Raw genomic sequence first — 24,784 nt, forward strand, 5'->3', positions numbered from 1 at the left:
GGCAACTCTCCTGACGCCACGCATATTGCGCCAGCGAAGATGTGGGTGCAACCCGGGGTCCGCGCCAGCCTCACACGCCTCCGCGATCCGCTGCCCGACGCCTCGAGGGAGTGCGCGGGTCCGAGGCGCGCCATGGGAGCGGGCGGAAGCCTGCCGGGGGTCCGGGTATGCGGGGGACACCCTTTGCCCAAGGTGCCGGGGAAGGACGTCGCAGGAACCCGCATGTCGCCTGGCGCGGGCAGTCGGCCGGCCCCTCCGGCCCCGTGGCGGCGCAGCCGCACTCCGGCCGCGATCAGGCGCGGGCGCTGCCTTCCCGTTCTGGGACGGTTTCACCCCGGCCCGGCGGGCGGGCCCGGTCCCCCGGGGGCATGGCCGGACCATCGTTCCAGCCCGGCATCACCCGGGCCGGAGATTGGCCGGGAGCGGGGCGAACCGCCTGAGGCACGGGGAGGACTCAGGGCATGTGAAGCGCCCGGCCCGCGTGAGCTTCCCGAGACCCCGGAACCCGACCGCGGCCACGGGCGCCGATCAGGGCGCGCGGGCCCGGCGAGGGGTCAGCCCCGGCGGCGGCGCCTGCCGCCGTCGCCACCGCCGCGCGCGGCGTTGAAGGACGGGGCGGGCAGGGTGACGACGGCCGCGAGATTGGGGAACGGGTCCGTCGCATGCGGAATCGCGTTCGCGTTCACGAAATGCTCCTGGAAGCGCGGCTCCACCGCGGTCTCCACCTTCACGATGGTGCGCACCAGCGCCTCCACCTCGCGCCGGGCCGCCACGTTCAGCAGCGCGATGCGCGCGCCGGTTCCCGCGGCGTTTCCGGCGCTGGAGACCTTGTCGAGCGGGCAATCCGGGATCATCCCCAGCACCATGGCGTGGCGCGGCGAGATATGCGCGCCGAAGGCGCCCGCCAGCACCACGCGGTCCACCGTGTCGACGCCCATCTGGTCCATCAGCAGCCGCGCACCGGCATAGAGCGCGGATTTCGCCAGCTGGATGGCGCGCACGTCGCCCTGGGTGACGGTGATGAACGGGCCGCCCGTCTCCCGGCCATCGTGCAGGACATAGGCATGGGTGCGGCCCTCGGGCACCAGACGCGCGGTGCCGGCCTGCCCGGCCGAGCCGATGAGCCCGCCCGCGTCCACCAGCCCGGCCATGCGCATCTCCGCGATGGCCTCGATGATGCCGGACCCGCAGATGCCGGTGATGCCGGTGGCCGCGACAGCCTCCGCGAAGCCCGGCGCATCGGACCAGAGCTCCGAGCCGATGACGCGGAAGCGCGGTTCCTTCGTGGCCGGGTCGATCTCCACCCGCTCGATGGCGCCGGGTGCTGCGCGCTGGCCGGAGGAGATCTGCGCGCCCTCGAAGGCCGGCCCGGTGGGCGAGGAACAGGCGAGCACGCGCTCCCGGTTGCCCAGCAGGATCTCCGCATTGGTGCCCACGTCGACCACCAGCATCAGCTCCTCGGAGCGGTTCGGCGCCTCGGAGAGCGCCACGGCGGCGGCATCCGCGCCCACGTGCCCGGCGATGCAGGGCAGCACGTAGAGCTTCGCGGCGGGGGCGAGCGGCAGGCCGATGTCCGCCGCCGACAGGTTCAGCGCCCCGGAGACGGTGAGCGCGAAGGGCGCCTGGCCCAGCTCCACCGGGTCCAGCCCCAGCACGAGGTGGTGCATCACCGGGTTGCAGACCACGACGGCCTCCAGGATGAGCGCGGGGTCGATGCCCGCCTCCGCCGCGATCTGCGCGGTGAGGGTGCCCAGCGCCTCGCGCACGGCGCGGGTCATCTCCACCGCGCCGCCGGGGTTCATCATGGCGTAGGAGACCCGGCTCATCAGGTCCTCGCCGAAGCGGATCTGCGGGTTCATCAGGCCGGAGGAGGCGCGCACCTCGCCCGACTGCAGGTCGCACAGATGGGCCGCGATGGTGGTGGAGCCGAGGTCGATGGCCAGCCCGAACACCGAACCCTCGTGGAACCCGGGCCAGAGGCTCACCAGCTCCGGCGCCCCGCCCGCGGCATGCACCGCGCAGGTCACCTTCCAGCCGCCCTTGCGCAGCGCCGCCTGCAGGCCGGCGAGGATGTCGAGCCCCGCCGTCAGCCCGGCCACGCCCCACTGCGCCTCCAGCGCCGCCGCGAGGCGCTCGAAGTCGCCGGAAGGCTCATGCATGTCCGGCTGCTCCACCTCCACGTAATGGAGGCGGGTGGCGGGGTCGAGGGTGATCTCCCGGGCCTCGGCGCGCTTGCGCACCACCTGGCGGTGGACCTGGCTTTCGGGCGGCACGTCGATGACCACGTCGCCCTCGATGCGTGCCTGGCAGCCGAGGCGGCGGCCCTCCGCCAGCCCGCGCTTGGAGCGGTAGCGTTCCTCCACCGCGTTCCACGGGCTCAGCGCATCGGCCGAGACGGTGACGCCATGCTTGGAGAAGGCGCCCACGCCGGGGCTCACCTGGCACTTGGAGCAGATGCCGCGGCCGCCGCACACCGAGTCGAGATCCACCCCGAGCTGGCGCGCCGCCGTCAGCACCGGCGTGCCGGCCGGGAAGCGGCCGCGCTTTCCCGAGGGGGTGAAGATGACGAGCGGGTCGATCGGGCTCATGGTGTCACTCCTGCGGCTGGGGACCCGGGCGGGCAGGCGGGCGCCCGGGGGTATCTGTGCGCCTTCGGCGCGGGGCGGGCAGGGCTCCGGCACAATGGTGTGCGCCGGACGCCGATCGGGCAAGGGCCCGGCGCACCGGGCGGGAGGAAGCGGGCACCCGGCGCCGGAAAGGCTCCGGCGCAAGGCAGGCACCGGCCCGGGCACCCGGCGCCGTCATCGGCCCCGCTGGCACGCGCACGGCACGATCCCCGGCCGGCGGTGACACGGGCGCGGCACGGCTCCCGGCGCGGGTACCGCACGCCCCGGGCGGCATCCGGCCCGAGTGCGGTGTCCCCGGACGGGGAGCGCGGCCGGCCCGGACCCTGCGGACCTGAAGCATCCGCGCCTGGGACCGGCTCCGGCGGGGCATTCCCGCGCGTCCGGGCAATGCCTCATCGCCGGCGGCGCACGGGAGGCGTGCGGGCCCGGGCCTCCGCCACGCGGGACGCGGGGGTTCAGCCCCGGCGGCGGCCCGTGCGGCGGCGGCTGCCGCCCTCGCCCTCGGGCGTGCCCTCGGCGGCGGGCGCGCGGTTCGCGCGGATCCAGGCCGCGCCGTGTGGATCATGGTTCATCAGCAGGTTGGCGGCGCGCACGGCGTTCATCTCGGCCGGGCGCACCGGGTTCATGATCGCGGAGGTCATGCCGGCGGTGATCGCCATCGGCAGGAAGGCCGCGTTGATGCCATGCCGGTTCGGCAGGCCGAAGGAGACGTTGGAGGCGCCGCAGGTGGTGTTCACGCCCAGCTCCTCGCGCAGGCGCCGCACCAGGGCGAACACCTGCAGCCCGGCGGTGGCCATGGCGCCGATCGGCATCATCAGCGGGTCGACCACGATGTCATGCGCTGGGATGCCGAAATCCGCCGCGCGCTCCACGATCTTCTTCGCCACGGCGAAGCGCACGTCGGGGTCCTCGGAGATGCCGGTATCGTCGTTCGAGATCGCGACGACGGGGACATTGTACTTCTTGATCAGCGGCAGCACGCGCTCCAGCCGCTCCTCCTCACCGGTGACGGAATTGACCAGCGGCCGGCCGTGGGCGGCCTCCAGCCCGGCTTCCAGCGCGCCCGGCACACTGGAATCGATGCACAGGGGCACGTCGACCAGGCCCTGGATCAGCTCGATCATCCGGCGCATCAGCGGCGGTTCGGTCTCGTTCGGGTTCGGATTGGAATTGTAGACCACGCCCGCGTTCACATCGAGCATCGTCGCGCCGCAGGCCACCTGTTCGATCGCGTCCTTCTCCACGGTGGAGAAATCCCCGGCCTCGAGTTGCGCGGCGAGGGCCTTGCGCCCGGTGGGGTTGATGCGCTCGCCGATCACGCAAAAGGGCTGGTCGAACCCGATGATGGCGGTCTTCGACTTCGACTCGACAATGGTTCTGGTCATGAAACTCCTCGGAGCCCGTGGCTCAGGCGTAGGCCGCGGCGCCACCCACCGCCCGCCCGTGTTCGTCCACGAACGCGCCGGTGGCCGTGATCCCCCCGAGCGGGAAGAAATGCACCGCCTCGATGTTGAAGCCGGGATTGGCCGCCCTGTATTCTGCGAGATCGGTGAGGATGTCCAGAGGCGTGAAGGGCAGCAACAGGCGCGAGACATCCGCCGCGCGCCGGGTGAGCACCCGCATGGAGGGCCCGACACCGCAGGACATGGCGAATTTCACCAGCGTCTGCAGTTTCGCCGGGCCGGCCACGCCGATATGCACCGGCAGGCCGATGCCCTCGGCGCGCAGGCGCTGCGCCCAGTCGATCATGGGCGCGGATTCGAAGCCGAACTGGGTGACGATGGCCATGCGCGCGTCCGTGCGCGCACCGAAGGCCGCCTTCCAGCGCAGCGCCTCCATCAGCGCGGTGTCCGAGCCGTCCGGGGCGATGTCGCGGTTGCCCTCCGGGTGGCCGGCCACGTGCAGGCGGGTGAACCCGTGGGCGTCGAACAGCCCGGTCTCCAGCAGGTGCATGGAATGGTGCAGCTCTCCGCGCAGCTCCGACACGCCGCCGGCCAGCAGCAGCGCTTCGCTCACCCCGGCATCGGCGTAGCGCGCCAGCCAGTCCGCCAGCCGGGCCTTCGTGGCCACAACGCGCGCCGGCACATGCGGCATCACCGGGAAGCCCTCCGCGCGCAGGCGCCGCGCGGTGGAGACCATGTCCCCGATCGGCGTGCCGTCGACATGGGCGATGTAGATCCGGGTGCCCTCGGGCAGCACGGCGCGGAAATCCGGGATCTTCGCGGCAGTGCGCGGCATGACCTCCATGGAGAAGCCCCGCAGGAAGGCAGCCAGCGCCGCGGAGCCTCTCGGAGCGGCGCCCCTGCGCGGAAATCCGAGAATGCGTGCCATGCCCGTCCTCCTGTGCCGCCGGTTCCCACCGGCTTCTGCTGTCCTGTGCGGCCGGCGCCCGCCCCGGCCGCCGCGCGGCCTTCCCGGCCCGGACCGCCCAGGCAGGGGCCGCCGCGCTCCGGTCTGGCCCGCTATGGCCCGGACACCGCCTGCGGCAGGGGGCTGCCACGGCCCGTGCCGGTCCCTGCCGCCCCCGTGCCGGCTCTTTCGTTCCGGAAGGAACCGGCGCGCGGCGCGGCCTGTCAGCCGGCCGGGCGCTGCTCCCAGCCGTCGTTCTCGATCAGCGCGCGAATGCGCGCGGTGTCATAGTCGGTCGCCACCCGCTCGGCTTCCGCCGTGGCGACGGCCTCGGCCTCGCCCTCCACGGAATAGGCCTCGGCCTTGCGCCACTCCGCGAGATAGGCGTCGGTGCCCGCGGCGCCGACCTTCATCGCGCAGCGGTCGATCGCCTGCTCGAAGCGCTCGGGCAGCGCGCGCTTGGACCCCTTGCGGCCCCGCCCGACGATGATCTGCGCGGGGATGTCCCGCCAGTAGACGATGGTGACTTCGGCCAATCCTGCCTCCCGTATCCCCGGGGCTTCCGGGGCATGTTAGGGCCTGCGCGAGGCAGGCCATCCTCCACCCGCGACCGACGGTGCGGGGTTTGCGACACGCGGCGCGGCGGGGCGAGGGGGCAGGGCCCTCTTCCGTCCCGCAGACCGCGCGGCATTTACGACGAATGGAACGCACCTGCCAGCCCCGCACGCAGGGCGTGTGGCGCGAATTGCTGTTGAAGCAGCGGGCGTTCGGCCCTAAAATGCAGCCCCGCTTCAGCCATTTCAAGAAAGATCGCCAGATGACCGATCCGACCCTTGCCGGACCCAGGCAGACGATCTCCTTCGAATTCTTCCCGCCGCATTCGCCCGAGGCCTCGCTGCGGCTCTGGCGCTCGGTGGAGCGTCTCGCCCCGCTGGGGCCGAGCTTCGTTTCCGTCACCTACGGCGCGGGCGGCACCACCCGCGAGCGCACCATGGCCGCGATCCTCGCGATCCGCGACCGGGCCCGGCTGGACGTGGCCGGCCATCTCACCTGCGTGGGCGCCAGCCGGGCGGAGACGCTGGAGGTGGCGCGCGGCTACGCGAAGCTGGGCGCGCGCTCCGTCGTCGCCCTGCGCGGCGATCCGCCCAAGGGCGCGGAGCGGTTCGTGCCCCATCCGGAGGGGTTCACCTCCGCCGCCGAGCTGGTGGCGGGGCTCGCCGCGGACGGCGTGCAGAACATCTATGTCGCCGCCTATCCGGAGGTGCATCCCGAAGCCGCCTCGCCCGAGGCCGATATCGACAACCTCAAGCGCAAGCTGGACGCCGGGGCCACCGCCGCGCTCAGCCAGTTCTTCTTCGACACGGAGCTGTTCCTGCGCTTCCGCGACCGGTGCCTGGCCGCCGGCATCACCGCGCCCGTGCATCCGGGCATCCTGCCGGTGGAGAATTTCGACCGGCTGGTGAATTTCGCCGGCCGCTGCGGGGCCAGCGTGCCCGAATTCATGCACCGCGCCTTCGGCAATGCCGGGACCGCCGAGGACAAGGCGCTGCTCGCCACCGCCATCGCGACGGACCAGTGCGACCGGCTGCGCACCGAGGGAGTGGAGCATTTCCACTTCTACACCCTGAACAATCCCGACCTCACCTTCGACATCTGCCGGGCCATCGGGGTGGAGGCGCAGCCCCTGTCCATGGCCGCGCACGGCGGCCGCTGAGCGGCAACCGGGGGTCGCGACGGCGCGACCCGGCTTGATCCCGCCGTCAGGCTCGGATACCGAGGAAGACCGGGCGCGTCGCCCGGGCGGGGAAAGTCTTGATGGGATTGAGGTCTGGCATTTCGGGAAGGGAGGTCGATTACGGCTCCCGAAGTGCGACCGAGCCCGCGCGACCCGACGCCCGGTTCCGCGACCGGCCCTATGCCGCGCTGGACCTGGGCACCAACAATTGCCGCATGCTGATCGCCCGGCCCTCCGGCCACGGCTTCTCGATCATGGAGAGCATCTCGCGCTCCGTGGCGCTGGGGCCGGAGCTGGAGGAGACAGGGGCGCTCTCCTCCGCCGGGATGAACCGGGTGCTGCGCACGCTGCACCTGTGCGCCGGGCGCCTGCGCCGGCACCGGGTGGAGCGGATGCATCTCGTCGCCACCGAGGCCTGCCGGCAGGCGCGCAACGGCCGCGACCTCATCCGCACCGTGCGGCGCGAGACCGGGCTCACGCTGGACATCATTCCCGCGGAGCTGGAGGCGCGCCTGGCGCTGATCTCCTGCGCGCCGCTGGTCGAGGAGGGCGCGCGGCAACTGCTGGTGTTCGACATCGGCGGCGGCTCGACAGAGCTGATCTGGATCGACCTGTCGCAGGTCGCGCCGGGGCAGGAGCGCGAGGCGCTGCTCGGCCTGGCACCCCTGCGCGGCAAGCTGCACGCCACCAGCCCCCAGGGCGCGCGCATCGTGGACTGGATCTCGGTGCCGCTGGGCGTGGCCACGCTGCTGCAGCGTTTCTCCGACGTGGAGGGAGACCGCGCGCGCTTCGCGCTCATGTCCTGGTATTTCGAGGAAATGCTGGAGAATTTCCGCCCGGCGGACTGGGGGGACACCCTTCCCGAGGGACTGCAGATCATCGGCACCTCCGGCACCATCACCACGCTCGCCGCCGCCCAGCAGGGGCTGGTGCGCTACAGCCGCGAGAAGGTGGACGGCGCCTGGCTGCGCACCGCGGAGGTGGAACGGCTGGTGGGGCAGTTCCTGGGCCTCTCGCACCAGGACCGCTGCCGGCACCCCGCCATCGGCCAGAGCCGCGCGAACCTGATCATATCCGGCACGGCCATCCTGCAGACCCTGCTGCGCATCTGGCCGGTGGAGCGCCTGCGCGTCGCCGACCGGGGCCTGCGCGAGGGCCTGCTCTACGCCATGATGAACGAAGACGGCATTCTCGAGGACACCACCCGATGAGCGACGGCAAGAAGACCACCCCCGGCGCCACCGGAGAGAACACCTCCGGCCGCGGCCGCCGCGACCTCAAGGTCCGGGTGAAGACCGCGAAGGGCCGCAAGCTCTCCTCCAAGCTCTGGCTGGAGCGGCAGCTCAACGACCCCTACGTGGCCCGCGCCCGGCGCGAGGGCTACCGTGGCCGCGCGGCCTACAAGATCATGGAGATCGACGACCGGTTCCGCTTCCTCGTGCCCGGCGCCCGGGTGGTGGACCTGGGCTGCGCGCCCGGCGGCTGGTGCCAGGTCGCGGTGCCGCGCATCAACGCGCATGGCGAGAAGAAGGGCAAGGCGCGGGGCCGCATCATCGGGGTGGACCTGCAGGAGGTGGACACCATCGCCGGCGCGGAGATCTACCAGCTCGACTTCATGGAGGACGGTGCCGACGAGAAGGTGAAGGCCTGGCTCGGCGGGCGGGCCGACGTGGTGATGTCGGACATGGCCGCCTCCTCCTCCGGCCACAAGGGCACCGACCACCTGCGCATCATCGCGCTGTGCGAGGCGGCCGCGCAACTGGCCTTCGAGGTGCTGGAACCCGGCGGAACCTTTGTGGCCAAGGTGCTGGCCGGCGGGGCGGAGAACGACCTCCAGGCCCGGCTGAAGCAGAACTTCACCAAGGTGGTGCACATCAAGCCGCCGGCGAGCCGGCAGGATTCCTCGGAGAAATTCGTGGTCGCCACCGGGTTCCGCGGCAACCGCGCCGCAGAGGGCGCAGACGCCTCCGACATGGACACCCCCGAGGCACCGGACCCGCGGGACGACCACGACCACGATGACGGCGGCGCGGATCGGTGAGCGCGCGCCGGCGCGGCCCCCGGCACACGCCGGCGTGAGCGGGGCCCGGATTACCCCTTTCCTTTCTTCCCGACGCGTGAAATAGGGAAGCGCCAACACCGACACTGCCATGGAGACCTGACATGGAGATTCGTGAGGCGCTGACCTTCGATGACGTTCTTCTCGTTCCCGCTGCATCCGAAGTCCTGCCCGGCGACGCCCGGACCCAGACGCGGCTGACCAAGTCCATCGCCCTCAACATTCCGCTGCTGTCCTCGGCCATGGACACCGTGACCGAAGGCGAGATGGCGATTGCCATGGCCCAGGCCGGCGGCATGGGCGTGGTGCACCGCAATCTCAGCCTCGAAGAGCAGGCCGAGCAGGTGCGCCGGGTCAAGCGCTTCGAGAGCGGCGTGGTCTACAACCCCGTGACCCTCAGCCCCGACCAGACCCTGGCCGACGCCCGCGACCTGCAGGAGCGCTACAAGATCACCGGCTTCCCGGTGGTGAGCGCCGAGGGCCGGGTGATGGGCATCCTCACCAACCGGGACATGCGCTTCGCCTCCGACGACCGCACGCCGGTGCACGCGCTGATGACCTCCGACAACCTCGCCATGGTGCGTGAGCCGGTGGACCTCGAGGAAGCCAAGAGCCTGCTGCGCTCGCGCCGCATCGAAAAGCTCCTCGTGGTGGACGGGCAGGGCGCGCTCACCGGCCTGCTCACCGTGAAGGACATCGAGAAGGCGGTGCTGAACCCGCAGGCCTGCAAGGACGACCTGGGCCGCCTGCGCGTGGCCGCCGCCACCACCGTGGGCGACAGCGGCTTCGCCCGCTCCGAGGCGCTGATCGACGCGGGCGTGGACGTGATCGTGATAGACACCGCCCATGGCCATTCCGCCTCCGTGGCACTGGCGGTGGAGCGGGTGAAGAAGCTCTCCAACGCCGTTCAGGTGGTGGCCGGCAACGTGGCCACCGCCGCGGCCACCCGCGCGCTGATCGACGCCGGCGCGGACGCGGTGAAGGTGGGCATCGGCCCCGGCTCCATCTGCACCACCCGCGTGGTGGCGGGCGTGGGCGTGCCCCAGCTCACCGCCATCATGGACTGTGCGCGCGAGGCTGCGAAGACCGGCGAGGTGGTGATCGCCGACGGCGGCATCAAGTTCTCCGGCGACTTCGCCAAGGCCATCGCCGCCGGCGCGCATTGCGCGATGATCGGCTCGATGCTGGCGGGCACCGACGAGGCGCCGGGCGAGGTGTTCCTGCACCAGGGCCGCACCTTCAAGGCCTACCGCGGCATGGGCTCGGTGGGCGCCATGGCCCGCGGCTCCGCCGACCGCTACTTCCAGCGTGAGGTGAGCCCGCAGAAATTCGTGCCCGAGGGCATCGAGGGCCAGGTGCCCTACAAGGGCTCGGCCAGCGTGGTGCTGCACCAGCTCGTGGGCGGCCTGCGCGCCGCCATGGGCTACACCGGCAACCGCACGATCGACGACATGCGCACCCGCTGCGAGTTCGTGCGCATCTCCGGCGCCGGGCTGAAGGAAAGCCACGTCCACGACGTGCAGATCACCCGCGAGAGCCCGAACTACCGCATCGGCTGACCGCCGCCGCACCCGGACCGGACCCACAGAGCGCCGCGCCCCCCTGAAGGGCGCGGCGCCTTGCATTGGCCCGCCGCCACGCGCGGGGCACGGCCGGGCCCCTGCGCCGTCATCATTTCTTAACAAATTCATCAAGAAGGCGTTTCACAGCCGGATTAGGCGAGGGGCCGACACTTGCTTCACACCAGAAGGATTTCCGCCTTGATCCAGAAACTCGCCCTTTCCGGCCTGACCCTCGCGTTCACCGCCACCTCCACCCTGGCTGCCACCGACATCACCTGGTGGCACGGCATGGCCGGGCGCAACGGCGAGGTGATCAACGAGCTCGCCACCCAGTTCAACGCCGCCCAGAACGCCTGCGTGCTCACCCCCGTCTCCAAGGGCACCTATGAGGAAGCGCTCGCCGCCGGCATCGCCGCCTTCCGCTCCGGCGACCAGCCCAACATCCTGCAGGTGTTCGACGCCGGCGCCGCGACCATCATCAACGCGCCGAAGGCCGTCATCCCGGCCGAGGACCTGATCAAGGGCGCGGGCTACGACTTCAACCGCGAGGATTTCATCCAGGGCGTGCGCTACTTCTACGCCGACAGCGACGGCAAGTTCGTCGGCATGCCGTTCAACTCCTCCGCGCCGATCATGTACGTGAACACCGAGGCCCTGCAGAAGGCCGGCATCGCCGGGGCCCCGAAGACCTGGGAAGAGTTCGAGGCCATGGCCCCGAAGCTGAAGGCGGCGGGCTACATCCCGCTGGTGCAGTCCCAGCTCACCTGGGAGTTCACCGAGAACTTCTTCTCCCGCCACGACCTGCAGTTCGCCACCAACAACAACGGTTATGACGCCGTTGCCGGCACCGAGATCAACGTCGACGCGCCCGAGCACGTGATGATGTACCAGAAGCTGAAGGACTGGTACGATGACGGCTGGTTCGGCTATTTCGGCGCCGGCTGGTCCGACAACCAGAAGCCCTTCGAGGAAGACAAGGCCGCCCTGTGGATCGGCTCCTCGGGCTCCTTCGGCGGCCTGCAGAAATCCGCGCAGATGCCCTTCACCGCCAGCTTCCTGCCGTACTGGAACGCCATCGACGGCGCGGGCACCAACACCTTCATCGGCGGCGCGGCCCTCTTCGCCATGTCCGGCCATGACGACGCGCAGAACAAGTGCACGGCGGATTTCTTCGAGTTCCTGACCTCGCCCGAGGTGCAGTACTTCTGGCACAAGTCCACCGGCTACGTGCCGGTCACCGAAGCCGCCTACGAGTTGGCGAAGGCGGATGGCCATTATGACCGTTTCCCGGCCGCCGAAGTGGGCATCAAGCAGCTCATGCTGCCGGGCGGCGAATGGTCGAAGGGCTACCGCATGGGCTTCTACCCGCAGATCCGCGAAGTGATGGAGCGCGAATACGGCCGCATCTTCGCCGGCGAGACCTCGGTGGAAGACGCGATGGCGACGATCAAGAGCGAGGGTGACGCGCTGCTCGCCCGCTTCGCGAAGACCACCGCCTCCAACTGAGGCCGGTCCGGCCGCGGGCCACGCCCGGCGGCCAGCCGTGCCTCCGCCGTCCCGGCCCCGCGCCGGGACGGCGCGGCCCCCGGCGCCATCTCCCGGCCCTGCGTGGCCCCGGCCCTCGGCCGGGGCCGAACGGGGCAGGGCGGCGGCGCCCGTTTCCCTTTCCGAAAGAGCCTCATGAAGCGCGTCCAATTCTCGTCCCGCTGGCTGCCCTATCTCTTCCTGGCGCCGCAGATGGCCATCATCTTCGTGTTCTTCTACTGGCCCTCGGTGCAGGCGGTGCAATCCTCCTTCTACCTGGAGGACCCGTTCGGTTTCGGCTCCACCTTCGTGGGGCTGGAGAATTACGCCGACATCCTGTCCTCGCACGAATACCTCGGGATCGCGAAATTCACCCTGGTGTTCACCCTGCTGGTCACCGGGCTTTCGCTCGGTCTCGGCCTCCTGCTGGCGGTGAAGGCGGATGCGGTGCTGCGCGGCAGCCACAGCTACAAGACGCTGCTGATCTGGGTCTATGCCGTGGCCCCTCCGGTGGCCGGGCTGATCGGGATGATGTTCTTCGACCAGCACATCGGCCCGCTGGTGCGCGCCGCGGCCTTCTTCGGCTGGGACATGAAGGTGGGGCTGGACTATACCGACACCGCCATCGCGATGATCACCGTCTCGGTGTGGAAGCAGATCCCGTACAATTTTATCTTTTTCCTGTCGGGACTGCAGAGCCTGCCGGCCTCGGTGCGTGAAGCGGCGCTGATCGACTGCCGCTCCGGCGCGCGCCGCTTCCTGGACGTGACCCTGCCGCTGCTGGCGCCCACGGCCTTCTTCCTGCTGATCATGAACATGACCTACGCGCTGTTCGAGACCTTCGGCATCATCGACGTCATCGTGAAGGACAAGGCGGCGAACAACCCGATCACCCTTGTCTACAAGGTCTACATGGACGGGTTCCGCGGCAATGACCTCGGCGGGTCCTCCGCCCAGTCGGTCATCCTGATGCTCATCGTCTTCGTGCTCACCATCTTCCAGTTCCGCTTCATCGAGCGGCGCGTGCATTACGGCTGAGGAGGCCCCCATGAGACGACTTCGCCTCCTCGACCATCTCATCCTGCTCGCCGGCTGCTTCGTGATGCTGGCGCCGGTGGTGCTGGCCTTCACCACCTCCACCTATGACGCGGTGACCATTCATACCCAGGGGCTGAAATTCGGCTGGGGCGGGCATTTCACCGACACCTACGCGGAGGTGCTCACCAAGAAGGGCGGCTTCACCGGAGAGATCACCGGCGCGCGCATGGTGCTGAACTCGATGATCCTCGGCATCGGCTTCGCGGTGGGCAAGATCGCGCTGTCGATGCTGGCCGCCTATGCCATCGTGTATTTCCGGCTGCGGCTGGGCACGCTGTTCTTCTGGATGATCTTCACCACGCTGCTGCTGCCGCTGGAAGTGCGCATCCTGCCCAGCTACGCGGTGATGACCCAGCTCGGCCTCACCAACACCTACACCGGGCTGATCGTGCCGCTGCTGGCCTCGGCCACCGGCACGTTCTTCTTCCGGCAGTACTTCCGCTCCGTGCCGGACGAACTGCTGGAGGCCGCGCGGCTTGACGGCGCCGGCCCGTGGAAGTTCTTCGTGGACATCCTCGTTCCGCTGTCGCGCCCGATGATGGCGGCGATCTTCATCATCATGTTCGTCTACGGCTGGAACCAGTATCTCTGGCCCACGCTCATCACCACCGACGAGAGCCTGTTCACCCTGGTGCGCGGCATCAAGCAGATCCTGCTCGTCTGGGTCGGCTCGCAGATCCCCGATTACAACCAGGCCTTCGCGCTGGCGATCCTCGCCATGCTGCCGCCTGTGCTCGTCGTCCTCGTCTTCCAGCGCTGGTTCATCAAGGGCCTCACGGAAAGCGACAAGTAGAAAGACCATCCCATGTCCACCATCACCATCACCGACGTCGCCAAGGTCTATGCGGGAGGGGTCGAGGCCGTCAGCAACATCTCGCTCGACATCGCGGACGGCGAATTCATCGTGCTCGTCGGCCCCTCGGGCTGCGGGAAATCCACGCTGCTGCGCATGGTCGCCGGGCTGGAGGACATCAGCCGCGGCACCGTGACCATCGGGGGCAGGGTGGTGAACACCCTCGACCCCGCAGACCGCGACATCGCCATGGTGTTCCAGAACTACGCGCTCTACCCGCACATGACGGTGTTCGACAATCTCGCCTACGGGCTGCGCAACCGCCGCACTCCGAAGGCGGAGATCCGGGCCCGGGTGGCCGAGGCCGCGCGCATGCTCGAGCTCGAACCCTATCTCGACCGCCGCCCGCGCGCGCTCTCCGGCGGCCAGCGCCAGCGCGTGGCCATGGGCCGGGCCATCGTGCGCAAGCCGGCGGCCTTCCTGTTCGACGAACCGCTGTCGAACCTCGACGCCCGGCTGCGCGTGTCCATGCGCGGCGAGATCCGCCAGCTTCAGCGCCGGGTCGGCACCACCTCGCTCTACGTCACGCATGACCAGCTGGAGGCGATGACCCTGGCGGACCGGCTGGTGGTGCTGAACGCCGGGCGCATCGAGCAGATCGGCAGGCCGCTGGAGGTCTACAACGCCCCGGCCTCCACCTTCGTGGCCGGTTTCATCGGCTCTCCGGCGATGAACCTCGTCTCCGTCACCGCCGAGACGGGTGCGCTGCACCTGGGCGATGCAAGCATCGCTGCGCACGCGCCGCACCGGGGCCCGCTCACCCTCGGCCTGCGCGCCGAGGACCTGCGCATCGTGCCGGCCGGGGAGGCCGGCGCCCTGCGGTTCGAGACCACCTACGTGGAGGAACTGGGCGCGCAGCGGCTGGTGCACGGGCGCTGCGGCGGGCAGACCCTCGTCGCCGCGCACCCCTCCGAGCGGCAGCTGCCGGCCGAAGCCGGGCTGCTCATCGACCCCGCGCGCCTGCATTTCTACGACGCGGTGAGTGGGCGGAGGATTTAAAACATCCTTTTTAATCAGAAGATTACATCATTTTTCTAGTCTAAAGCGTTAGAAATGAAACATAATATCGATTGTAAGTCCTTGTGCGCTCCCGCGCGCAAGACTAGAAAAAAGTCACGCGACAGGGGCGCCCGCAGCATCACGCTGCGGGCTGAGACGCACCCTTGGAACCTGACCCGGGTCATGCCGGCGGAGGAAGTCGCTGCGTGAGCCGGCCCTCCGGGCGTGCCACGCGGCCCGATCCCTCCGGCGCACCCGACGCAGAGGAGGCAGAGCATGAGCCGACAGACCACCGCCACACGGCTGCAACGGCCGGAAGAAGCCGCAAACGTGCAACCGCACCGGCCGGAGGAATTGGCCGTCCAGCAATCCCACCGGCCGGACGCATCCGCCATCCGGCGGAGCACGGCCGGGGAGCGCGCGGCATGATCCCCAACATTCTCAGTATCGCCGGGTCGGACCCCTCGGGCGGCGCCGGCATCCAGGCGGATATCAAGGCGATCTCGGCCAACGGCGGCTATGCCATGGCCGCGCTCACCGCGCTCACGGTGCAGAACACGCGCGGGGTGAGCGGGGTCTCGCTGGTGGAGCCGGGCTTCGTGGCCGCGCAGATCGACGCCATTTTCGCGGACATCTGTGTGGACGCGGTGAAGATCGGCATGATCGGCTCGGCCGACATCGCCGCCGCCGTGGCCAGGAGCCTGCGGGGACGGGCGGTTCAGGTGGTGCTCGACCCGGTGATGATCGCGAAGAGCGGCGACCCTCTGCTGCAGGCGGATGCGGTGGAGACGCTGCGCCGCGAGCTGCTGCCGCTGGCCACGATGCTCACGCCGAACCTGCCGGAAGCGGCGGCGCTGCTGGGCCGGGACACGCCGATCCTGCGCGGCGACATGCCGGAGGTCGCCGCCGCGCTGCGCGGGCTCGGGCCACGTGCGGTGCTGGTGAAGGGCGGTCATCTCGACGCGGAGGAGACCAGTCCGGACCTGCTGGACACGGGCGACGGCCACACCTGGCTCGACGGGCCGCGCCATGCGACGCGCAACACCCATGGCACCGGCTGCACCTTGTCCTCCGCGCTGGCGACGCAGATGGCGCTGCAGGCGGATGTGCAGGCGGCGGCCCGAACCGCGAAGGCCTATGTGGCCGCGGCCATCGCCGGCGCCGACCGGCTCAGCGTCGGAGGAGGCCACGGACCCACGCATCATTTCCACGCGTTTCAGGCCGGCTGAAACGCAAGCGGGCGCCGGGATATCCCACCCGGCGCCCGCATATCCGAATGTCGGATAATCGATATTATGTTAATATTCTGGTAACCGTAACGCGCCCGCCCGGCGCCAGGATCACTCCTGGCGCAAAGAGCCCTGAAATTCCTTCAGGAATTGCTGACGGTGCTTCTCGGACCAGGTGACGTCGATCTGCATGCCGCTCTCGTTCGGCTCCTGGTTCTCCACCAGCTTGCGGCGGTGCAGCCAGGCCAGCGCCGCGCCCTGGCCGAAGCCCATCTGCAGGCGCTCGCTGGTCATCGGTTCGGCAAGCCGCTCGGAAATCTCGGTGAGCAGTTCCTCGATCCCGTCGCCGCGCGCCGCGGAGCCGGCCACCACCAGCGGGTCGCGCAGCGCGGTCTGCTGCACGGCGGCCTGTTCGGCCTCGGGCAAGCGGTCGAGCTTGTTGCGGAACTCCAGCATGCCGGCGATGGCTTCCTCGTCCAGATGCAGGTCGCGCAGCACCGAGCGCACGCTCAGCGCCTGCTCCTGGGTCTGCGGATGCGAGATGTCGCGCACATGGACGATGAGATCGGCGGCCAGCACCTCCTCCAGCGTGGCGCGGAACGCCGCGACAAGCTGGGTCGGCAGGTCGGAGATGAAGCCCACCGTGTCCGACAGGATCACCTTTTCGCCGGTCGGCAGCGAGACGGCGCGCATCGTCGGGTCCAGCGTGGCGAAGAGCATGTCCTTGGCCATCACGTCCGCGCCGGTGATCCGGTTGAACAGCGTCGACTTCCCGGCGTTCGTGTAGCCCACGAAGGCGACGATCGGATACGGGATCTTCTTGCGCGACTTGCGGTGCAGTTCCCGCGTGCGCACCACCTTGGTGAGCTGGCGCTTCAGCCGGGTGATGTTTTCGTCGATGGCGCGGCGGTCCGCCTCGATCTGGGTTTCGCCCGGGCCGCCCATGAAGCCCACGCCGCCGCGCTGGCGTTCAAGGTGGGTCCAGGAGCGGACAAGCCGGCTCTTCTGGTAGGTCAGATGCGCCAGATCGACCTGGAGCACACCCTCGCGGGTCTGCGCCCGGGCGCCGAAGATCTCCAGGATCAGGCCGGTGCGGTCCAGCACCTTGAGCTTCCATTCCCGCTCCAGGTTGCGCTGCTGGATCGGCGAGACCAGGCCATCGATGATGACGATGTCGATCTCGGCCTCGATGAATTTCGCTTTCAGCTCTTCGAGCTTTCCCTCTCCGAAAAGCGTGCCGGCGCGCGGCTGTCTGAGGAGCACGACTTCAGCGCCGGCGAGCTCGAGCTCATCCAGCGCCTCTGTCAGGTTGCAGGCTTCTTCCAGCGCGAGCTCCGGATCACGCGCGTCGGCGTTCCGGAGATCGGGGTGGAGCACGTAGGCTCGCATTTAGGCTATCTTGCCTCGTATCAATCTGCCGCCGGGGCGGCACGGGTCATGCAGATTCGTCTGCCTCGTAGAGCTGGATCGGCTGAGACGGCATCACGGTCGAAATCGCGTGCTTGTACACCAGCTGGGACTGGCCGTCCCTGCGCAGCAACACGCAGAAGTTGTCAAACCAGGTTACCACACCCTGAAGCTTGACGCCATTTACGAGAAAAATCGTAACCGGGACCTTGTTCTTGCGGATATTGTTCAGGAACGCATCCTGAAGGTTCTGTTTGTCGGCAGCCATTTTTTTCAGCCTTCAGTTGTGTGAGGTTCCCCTTCAAGGGGGACCCATTTTTGTTGTTGCACCGCAATAATGGTGGATATCGGTCAGGATTTCCATACCCAGTCCGAAATTTTGCCGCAATTCCCCCGCTCAGCGCCGCCACCACGACGGATTGAACAGGGCAATCACCGCAAGAGTCTCAAGCCGGCCCAGCACCATGCCCACGCAGAGGATGCCGCGGGCGACGGCCGAGATCTCGGAATACCCCGGGCCGCCCGTATCCGCCATCTGCGGCACCTGGCCCGTGGTCGTCAAGGCCGCAATGCTGAAGGCGAGGGCATCCTGAAACCCCACGCCGGTGAGCGTGAGCGCCAGCATGACCAGCGAAAGCGTTCCCACGAACAGCATCAGGAACACCCAGGAGATGTAGGCCCCGCCCTGGCGCAGGCGGCGTTCCGCCTCCCCTGCCCCGCCGATGCTGCTGGGATAGGTGAGCCGGCCCAGCTCCCGCACGCCCTGGCGGAAGAGCGCGTAGCAGCGCAGCAGCTTCACGCCCCCGGCGGCCGAGGCCACGCCGCCGCCCATCATCGCCAGCCCCAGCAGGATCATCCCCGAACTGGGCAGCCCGCTCCAGGCCCGGGCCAGGTCCCAGTCCACGCTGGTGAAACCGGTGGTGGTGAGGAAGGAGAGCCCGGTGAAGATCGCCCCCCAGAGCGCACGCAGCCCGCCCAGCAGGTCGGGTTCCGTCGATACGGTGAGCGCCCCCAGCCAGTGGCGCAGGAACAGGATCGCGGCCACACTCATCACCATCACCAGCATGAGCCGCAGTTCCGGGTCGCGGCGCGCCCAGGCCAGATCGGCGCGGGTGAAGCGGATGCGCAGCCCGCGCTGGGTGGCCGCGATCACCAGGAACGGAAGGGCGATCATTTCTCCCAGCCGGCCCGCACCGCTGCCGAACCCTTCGGAATCGATGGATATTCCGCTGGTGGACATCACGGACATCGCATGGATCATCGACAGGAGCGGCGCCTCCCCCGCGACCGCGAGCAGAAAGGCCAGGACGATGGTGAGGATGAGATAGCTCGGCCCCAGCAGCCGGACCATGCGCAGCAGCCGCATGGAGGCGGCGACCGAGCCGGCCTGCGCCAGCCCCTCTTCCGGCCGGCTGCCACGCAGGGTGGCGCGCACCTCGAAGCCGCCGAGATTGAGCGGCGCCATGATCGCCGCGGCCGAGAGCACGATGAGGAACCCGCCGCACCAGGCCACCGTGGCCCGCCACAGGTGCATGGTCTGCGAGACCGAGGCCCCGTCCATGAGCGTGGCGCCGGTGGTCGTGAGGCAGGAGAGCATCTCGAAATAGGCGCGCTCCAGGTCCATTTCCGGGCGCAGCAGCACCACCGGCGCCGCCGCCACCAGCGGCAGCAGCGCGTAGCTCGCCACCAGGGTGAGCAGCTGTGCGCGTGCGGTGATGCGCGGCGTCCGGTTCGCCAGTGCCAGCGCCAGCATTCCGGCCATCACCAGGCTCACCAGCCCGCAATAGGCGAAGGTGCGCGCGGCACGCTCGTTGCCCGCGTAGAGCCCGTGCGCGGCGGGCAGTGCCATCGCCAGTCCCGCTCCGGCCAGACAGAAGGCAAAAAGCGGGATCCGCTGCAACCACATGGATCAGAAGTAATCCACCGCGACGCGGAACATCTGCTCCACGCGGCGCACGTCGGCGGCCATGGCGAAGACGACCAGGATGTCGCCCTCCTGCAGAACGGTGTCGCCGCGCGGGATGACCACGGTATCGCCCTTCAGCACCGCGCCGAGGATGGAGCGTTCCGGGAAATCGCAGTCGCGCACCCGCTTGCCGGCGATGGAGGAGGTGCCCAGCACATGCGCTTCCATCACCTCGGCCTCCGCATCGCCGATGGAGTAGACGGCGCGCACCCGGCCGTGCCGCACATGGCGCAGGATGGAGGAGACGGTGGTGGCACGCGGGTTGATGTAGGCGTCGATCCCGAGCGGCTCCATGAGCTGCATCAGGCTCGCGTCGTTCACCAGCGCGATCACCATCGGGCAGCCGGCGGCCTTCGCGCGGGTGCAGGTGAGCAGGTTGGTCTTGTCATCGTCGGTGAGCGCGATGAGCGCGTCGCAGGAGGAGAGGTTGGCCTCCTCCAGCAGGTCCATGTCCAGCCCGTCGCCATGCAGCACGATGGTGCGGTCGAGCGCGTCGGCGGCCTTCTCGGCCCGGGCCCGGTCCCGCTCGATGATCTTGGCGCGCACCCGCTTGTCGCCCTTGTCGATATGGTTGGCCACCGTGAGGCCCACGTTCCCGGCGCCGATCAGGATGATGCGCTCCGCCCGGCGGCTGGACTTCCCGAAGATCTCCAGCGCCCGGGCCTGGTCCTCCACCGCCACCGTGAGGTAGACTTGGTCACCGTCGTAGAGCTGGTCATCGGCATAGGCCGCGTGCAGCTTGCCGCCGCGGCGGATGGCCACCACGATGGCGCGCAGGGTGCTGAACAGTTCCGTGAGCTGACGCAGCGGCGTCTTGAGCACCGGGCAGTTCTCGTCCAGCGTGATGCCCATCAGCATCAGCTTGCCGTCAAGGAAACTGCCGGTCTCGAAGGCCGCCTGGGCGTTGAGCCGGCGCAGCGCGCTGTCGGCCACCTCGCGCTCGGGCGAGATGATCACGTCGATCGGCATGTGGTCGCGGCGGAACAGGTCCGACCATTCCGGCGAGAGATAGCTCTGCGCCCTCAGCCGGGCGATCTTGCGCGGCACCGAGAACACCGAATGCGCCACTTGGCAGGCCACCATGTTCACCTCGTCGGCGAAGGTGGCGGCGATGATCATGTCGGCGTCGCGCGCGCCGGCCTGCTCCAGCACGTCCGGGTGCGAGGCAAAGCCGGTGATGCCGCCCACGTCCAGCGTGTCGGTGGCGCGGCGCACCAGGGCCGCGTTGCTGTCGACCACCGTGACATCGTTGTTCTCGGTGGCGAGATGCCGTGCGATCTGCCAGCCCACCTGGCCGGCTCCGCAGACGATAACCTTCATATGCGCTCCGTTCGCTCGGCCGCCGCCCCCCGTGGGGCACTTGCGGATGACACCGCTGCGGTGCCCCTCCCGCGGGCCCGGTTGCCGGGCGCCGCCACGCCGGCCCGCGGACGGGCCGTTTCTCCAGTCATCCGGCCCGCTTGGGGCCCATGCTTCACACCGTCATGCCGGCGCGCCCCGCGCGCGTCGCCCGCCAGAACCCGTCTGCGCCCCCCGCGCCGTATCACGCCGGCTCCCCGGTCCACCCGGCCACCAAGCAGCCCCGGCAACCCGTTGCACCAGCGCCGTTTCCTCCGGCCGCCCGGCCGGCTGACTATGGACATGCCTGCCCACAGGTCAACCGGCATTGCAGCGCAGGGGGCGGCTCACTCTTCCTCTTCCTCGTCGAGCGCGGCGATGCGCGCTCCGCCGCGTGACAGGGTCACCACGTTGAGAGACTTCAGCTTGCGGTGCAGCGCCGACCGCTCCATGCCCACGAAACTGGCGGTGCGCGAGATATTCCCGCTGAACCGGTTGATCTGCGCCACCAGGTACTCGCGCTCGAACACCTCGCGCGCCTCGCGCAGCGGCAGCGACACGAGGTCCAGCATCAGGGAATCCGAGCCATTCTCGCCACTTCGCGCCGCCGCCTCACGCGGCAGTTCGGACACCTGGATCGGGCCCTTCTCCGGCCCGAGGATCAGCAGCCGCTCGATGAGGTTGCGCAGCTGGCGCACGTTGCCGGGCCAGGGCAGCGTCTGCAAGGCGGCATCGGCCTCCGGGCTGAAGTCGCGCAGCGGCAGGCCCTGCTCGCGGTGCAGCTTTTCCACGTAGTAGCGGCAGAGCGGCGGAATGTCCTCCCGCCGGCTGTCGAGCGCGGGAATGTCGATCGGCACCACGTTGAGACGGTGGTACAATTCCTCCCGGAAGCGCCCCTCCGCGATCTCGATGGTGAGGTTGCGGTTCGTGGCCGAGATCACCCGCACATCCACCCGCACCGTGTCGGAGCCGCCAACCCGCGCAAAGCTCTGGTCCACCAGGACGCGCAGGATTTTCGACTGCGTTCCCAAGGGCATGTCCGACACTTCGTCGATGAACAGAATGCCGCGATGCGCCTGCTCGAACAGGCCGGGGTCATGCGCGGAGCGGTCCGGATACTCCCGCCCGAACAGCACCTCCTCCATGCGCTCGGGGGCGATGGTCGCGGCGTTCACCACGATGAAGGGCCCGTCCGCACGCTCCGACTTGCGGTGGATGTAGCGCGCCGCAACCTCCTTGCCGCTGCCCGGGGGGCCGGCCAGAAGCACGCGGCTGTTGGTTTTGGCCACCCGGTCCAGCTTGGTGCGCAGGGCGCGCATGGCACCGCTCTCGCCGATCATCTCCGCCTCGGCCTGCTCGCGCCGGCGCAGCGCCGCGTTGGAGCGGCGTAGCTTCGAGGCCTCCAGCGCCCGGTCAACGACGACCATCAACTGGTCGATATTGAACGGCTTTTCGATGAAGTCATAGGCGCCCTGCTTCACGGCCGCGACTGCAAGCTCCACGTTGCCGTGCCCGGAGATGATCACCACCGGCAGGTCCGGATTGTCGCGTCGCGCGGTCTTGAGGATCTCGATCCCGTCCATGCGGCTGTCCTGCAGCCAGATGTCGAGCACCACCAGGTCGGGCGCGCGTTCGTTGATGGCCGCCAGGGCCGTGTCCGCGTCCCAGGCCATCCGGGTCTGATGACCTTCGTCCGCAAGGATTTCCGTGAGCAGCGTGCGAATGTCGGGCTCGTCGTCTACTACTAGTATTTCTGTCATGCGGCTGTCCCTGCTCGGGTTTCTCGGGGCACGGGCTCCACGGGGATGCGGATGCGCGCCAGCGCGCCCACATGCCCGGTCTCGTCCGCGGCAGCGTCGGAAAGCTCGAGCCGCCCCGAATGTTCCTCAACAATCTTGCGCACGATGGACAGGCCGAGGCCGGTGCCCTTCTCGCGCGTCGTCACATAGGGTTCGAACAGCCGCGCGCGCTGGTGCGCGGGCAGTCCGATACCGTTGTCCTCGATGCTCAGCACCGCGGTTCCCGCCTCCTCCGCGAGACGGACGGAGATCTGGCCCTTCGGCGCATCAGGATTCTTTTCCTTACGGGTATCAATGGCTTCGCCTGCGTTCTTTATGAGGTTGGTGAGCGCCTGTCCGATCAGCGTCGGGTCCAGCACGGCATAAAGCGGCGCCTCGGGCAGCGATATCGAGAAGGCGATATCGGGCCGTCCGCTCTTCTGAAGCAGCACCGCGTCGCGCACGAGGGAGACGAAATCCTCCCGCCTTGCCTGCGGCGCGGGCATGCGGGCGAACTTGGAGAACTCGTCCACGATGCGCCGCAGGTCGCCGGTCTGGCGGATGATCACGTCGGCGTAATGGTTGAAATTGTCCCGCTCCGTGTCGATCTGCGGCCCGAACTTGCGCTTCAGCCGCTCGGCGGAGAGCTGGATCGGGGTGAGCGGGTTCTTGATCTCATGCGCGATGCGCCGGGCCACATCGCCCCAGGCCGCCATGCGCTGCGCGGAGACGAGATCGGTGATGTCGTCGAAGGTGATCACGTAGCCTTCCGTCTCCCCGTCCACCGCGCGCGAGGAGATCCGCACCAGAAAGTCGCGATTGCGGTTGGCCACGCTCGCGTGCACCTGGTCCTGGATCACCGACCGGCCCTCGGCGCGCATGCGGTTGAACAGGTCGCCGAAGGTGGGCGCGGAATCGCACAGCGGCTGGCCCGCGTCCTGGCGCGCGTCGATCATCTCGCGCGCGGCGCCGTTCATCACCTCCACCGTGCCGTCGCGGTCCAGCCCGATCACGCCGGCCGTGACCCCGGACAGCACGGCCGCGAACAGCCGCCGCCGGCGTTCCGTCTCGAGATTTGCTGCCACCAGCGCGTCACGCTGGCCCTTTACCTGCTCCGTCATGCGGTTGAATATGCGGCTGAGCATGGCGATTTCATCGTCGCCCTTCTCCTCCACCACCCGGACATCGAAATCTCCCGCGCCCACGCGCTGCGCGGCGCCGGCGAGCCGGCCCACGGGGCTGGCCAGCCGGTCGGCGAACCACAGGCTCAGCCACATGGCCGCCAGGATGACGATGAGCGCGAACCCGAGATAGATCAGCGCGAATTCCAGCAGAAGCTGGCCGCGTTCCTTCTCCAGCTGCTGGTAGAAGTTCACCGTGTCCTTCGTCTCGTCGAGCAGGGTGAGGATGCCGCCGTCCACCACGCGCGTCACGTAGAGGAACCGGTCAGCGAAGCCGGCGAGCTGGATCAGCGCGCGGAACTCGCTGTTCGGCCAGTCCTCGATGATGGCGATGTCGCCGCCGATCGCCACGTCGATGCTCTCCTCCGAGGGCTTGTCGAAGTCGAACAGGTAGCTGTCGGAGCCGCGCACCACGATGTCGCCCATGCCGTCGATCACGTAGGCCTCGGGCAGCTCGCGCTGGATCTGCGCCTGTCCGCGGGCCAGCAGCTCGCGCAGGTCTCCGGGGGCGAGCAGCGGGTTGCGCTCCTTGGCGTGCTCCAGGTAGGAGGCCAGCAGCTGCAGGTCGCCCTTCAGGTTCTCGCGATGCTCGTTCTCATAGGCCTGCGCGGCGGCGAGCGAGGTGCCGAGCACCGTGCGCACCCGGTCGGAGAACCAGGTCTCCAGCCCGAAGTTGATCGAGGCGGTGGCGAAGAAGGCCACGAGGATGGTCGGCGCCATGGCCACCACCGAGAACACCAGCATCAGGCGCATGTGCAGGCGCGAGCCGGCGGATTTCTTGCGCCGGTCGGCGATCATCCGGGCGATGCGATAGGCCACCAGCGCCGCGATCACCAGGACGTAGAGCAGGTCCACCAGGATGACGAAGCGCAGTGGCAGCGGCGCCACGGGGCCCGCGAAGGCTCCCAGTGCGAACACCGTCGCGATGGCCAGCGCCGGCCCCAGGACGACCAGTGAAATCGTGAGTATGTTCCGCATCCGGCGCGAGCGGGAGGCGCGGCTGAACCATTCCGCCGCACGCACCGGAAGGCTTCCTGTCACTGTGCGCAAGCGATCTCCGGGCCACAAACCTGTTGCAT

At 69.2% G+C, this 24,784-nt stretch carries 20 protein-coding genes and 1 riboswitch; of the genes, 10 read left to right on the forward strand and 10 right to left on the reverse strand.

Going from position 1 to position 24,784, the window contains the following annotated elements; genetic code table 11:
- Window positions 1–554: 554 nt before the first annotated feature.
- The 4 genes from FDP22_RS14440 to FDP22_RS14455 all read right to left on the reverse strand — a co-directional run bounded on the left by FDP22_RS14440 (window position 555) and on the right by FDP22_RS14455 (window position 5,512).
- On the reverse strand, window positions 555–2,588 hold the full coding sequence (locus FDP22_RS14440) for an ASKHA domain-containing protein (RefSeq protein ID WP_138574746.1): 2,034 nt from the start codon (window positions 2,586–2,588) through the stop codon (window positions 555–557).
- 494 nt (window positions 2,589–3,082) lie between these two features.
- The gene (locus FDP22_RS14445) at window positions 3,083–4,012 is read right to left on the reverse strand and encodes a methyltetrahydrofolate cobalamin methyltransferase (RefSeq protein ID WP_138574748.1); all 930 of its coding nucleotides are present in this window, start codon (window positions 4,010–4,012) and stop codon (window positions 3,083–3,085) included.
- Between the two features lie 22 nt (window positions 4,013–4,034).
- Entirely contained in the window at window positions 4,035–4,958 is a 924-nt protein-coding gene (locus tag FDP22_RS14450; RefSeq protein ID WP_138574750.1) for a methylenetetrahydrofolate reductase, read from the reverse strand.
- A 242-nt stretch (window positions 4,959–5,200) separates the two neighbouring features.
- Window positions 5,201–5,512, reverse strand: a complete 312-nt coding sequence (locus tag FDP22_RS14455) for a virulence factor (RefSeq protein WP_138574752.1) — start codon at window positions 5,510–5,512, stop codon at window positions 5,201–5,203.
- 281 nt (window positions 5,513–5,793) lie between these two features.
- Between FDP22_RS14455 and metF the strand changes: the two genes are divergently transcribed.
- The 10 genes from metF (at window position 5,794) to thiD (ending at window position 16,035) form a co-directional block, all read left to right on the forward strand.
- Window positions 5,794–6,690 (forward strand): methylenetetrahydrofolate reductase [NAD(P)H], encoded by an 897-nt coding sequence (metF, locus tag FDP22_RS14460; RefSeq protein ID WP_138574754.1) that lies wholly within the window; start codon window positions 5,794–5,796, stop codon window positions 6,688–6,690.
- Between the two features lie 101 nt (window positions 6,691–6,791).
- Window positions 6,792–7,922, forward strand: coding sequence for a Ppx/GppA phosphatase family protein (locus FDP22_RS14465; RefSeq protein WP_138574756.1), 1,131 nt, complete (start codon window positions 6,792–6,794; stop codon window positions 7,920–7,922).
- Window positions 7,919–8,752, forward strand: a complete 834-nt coding sequence (locus FDP22_RS14470; RefSeq protein ID WP_138574757.1) for an RlmE family RNA methyltransferase — start codon at window positions 7,919–7,921, stop codon at window positions 8,750–8,752. Before FDP22_RS14465 ends, FDP22_RS14470 begins: the two co-directional genes overlap by 4 nt.
- A 122-nt stretch (window positions 8,753–8,874) precedes the next feature.
- Window positions 8,875–10,329 (forward strand): IMP dehydrogenase, encoded by a 1,455-nt coding sequence (gene guaB, locus FDP22_RS14475; RefSeq protein WP_138574759.1) that lies wholly within the window; start codon window positions 8,875–8,877, stop codon window positions 10,327–10,329.
- Window positions 10,330–10,533: 204 nt separating this feature from the next.
- Window positions 10,534–11,838, forward strand: a complete 1,305-nt coding sequence (locus FDP22_RS14480) for an extracellular solute-binding protein (RefSeq protein ID WP_239031949.1) — start codon at window positions 10,534–10,536, stop codon at window positions 11,836–11,838.
- A 174-nt stretch (window positions 11,839–12,012) separates the two neighbouring features.
- Window positions 12,013–12,894 (forward strand): ABC transporter permease subunit, encoded by an 882-nt coding sequence (locus tag FDP22_RS14485; protein ID WP_138574763.1) that lies wholly within the window; start codon window positions 12,013–12,015, stop codon window positions 12,892–12,894.
- A gap of 10 nt (window positions 12,895–12,904) precedes the next feature.
- Window positions 12,905–13,747, forward strand: coding sequence for a sn-glycerol-3-phosphate ABC transporter permease UgpE (gene ugpE, locus FDP22_RS14490; protein WP_138574765.1), 843 nt, complete (start codon window positions 12,905–12,907; stop codon window positions 13,745–13,747).
- A gap of 12 nt (window positions 13,748–13,759) precedes the next feature.
- On the forward strand, window positions 13,760–14,806 hold the full coding sequence (locus FDP22_RS14495; protein WP_138574767.1) for an ABC transporter ATP-binding protein: 1,047 nt from the start codon (window positions 13,760–13,762) through the stop codon (window positions 14,804–14,806).
- 113 nt (window positions 14,807–14,919) lie between these two features.
- Window positions 14,920–15,021: riboswitch (TPP riboswitch) on the forward strand.
- Between the two features lie 61 nt (window positions 15,022–15,082).
- On the forward strand, window positions 15,083–15,235 hold the full coding sequence (locus tag FDP22_RS24525) for a hypothetical protein (RefSeq protein ID WP_170317710.1): 153 nt from the start codon (window positions 15,083–15,085) through the stop codon (window positions 15,233–15,235).
- Window positions 15,232–16,035, forward strand: a complete 804-nt coding sequence (thiD, locus tag FDP22_RS14500; RefSeq protein WP_138579684.1) for a bifunctional hydroxymethylpyrimidine kinase/phosphomethylpyrimidine kinase — start codon at window positions 15,232–15,234, stop codon at window positions 16,033–16,035. Before FDP22_RS24525 ends, thiD begins: the two co-directional genes overlap by 4 nt.
- Before the next feature lie 111 nt (window positions 16,036–16,146).
- Here thiD and hflX read toward each other — a convergent pair whose 3' ends face one another.
- The 6 genes from hflX to FDP22_RS14530 form a co-directional block, all read right to left on the reverse strand.
- Window positions 16,147–17,424 (reverse strand): GTPase HflX, encoded by a 1,278-nt coding sequence (gene hflX / locus FDP22_RS14505; protein WP_138578145.1) that lies wholly within the window; start codon window positions 17,422–17,424, stop codon window positions 16,147–16,149.
- 46 nt (window positions 17,425–17,470) lie between these two features.
- Window positions 17,471–17,710 (reverse strand): RNA chaperone Hfq, encoded by a 240-nt coding sequence (gene hfq / locus FDP22_RS14510; RefSeq protein ID WP_118132597.1) that lies wholly within the window; start codon window positions 17,708–17,710, stop codon window positions 17,471–17,473.
- A gap of 129 nt (window positions 17,711–17,839) precedes the next feature.
- Window positions 17,840–19,291 carry a TrkH family potassium uptake protein gene (locus FDP22_RS14515; protein ID WP_239031785.1) on the reverse strand — a complete coding sequence of 484 codons (1,452 nt, stop codon included), beginning with the start codon at window positions 19,289–19,291 and terminating at the stop codon, window positions 17,840–17,842.
- 60 nt (window positions 19,292–19,351) lie between these two features.
- Window positions 19,352–20,728: a Trk system potassium transporter TrkA gene (gene trkA / locus FDP22_RS14520; RefSeq protein WP_138578149.1), complete on the reverse strand. Its 1,377-nt coding sequence runs from the start codon at window positions 20,726–20,728 to the stop codon at window positions 19,352–19,354.
- A gap of 365 nt (window positions 20,729–21,093) precedes the next feature.
- Entirely contained in the window at window positions 21,094–22,506 is a 1,413-nt protein-coding gene (gene ntrX / locus FDP22_RS14525; protein WP_138578151.1) for a nitrogen assimilation response regulator NtrX, read from the reverse strand.
- The gene (locus FDP22_RS14530; RefSeq protein WP_138578296.1) at window positions 22,503–24,683 is read right to left on the reverse strand and encodes a sensor histidine kinase NtrY-like; all 2,181 of its coding nucleotides are present in this window, start codon (window positions 24,681–24,683) and stop codon (window positions 22,503–22,505) included. Before FDP22_RS14530 ends, ntrX begins: the two co-directional genes overlap by 4 nt.
- Window positions 24,684–24,784: the final 101 nt, after the last annotated feature.

It is taken from the genome of Paroceanicella profunda, assembly GCF_005887635.2.
In the GTDB taxonomy this organism is placed as follows: Bacteria; Pseudomonadota; Alphaproteobacteria; order Rhodobacterales; family Rhodobacteraceae; genus Paroceanicella; species Paroceanicella profunda.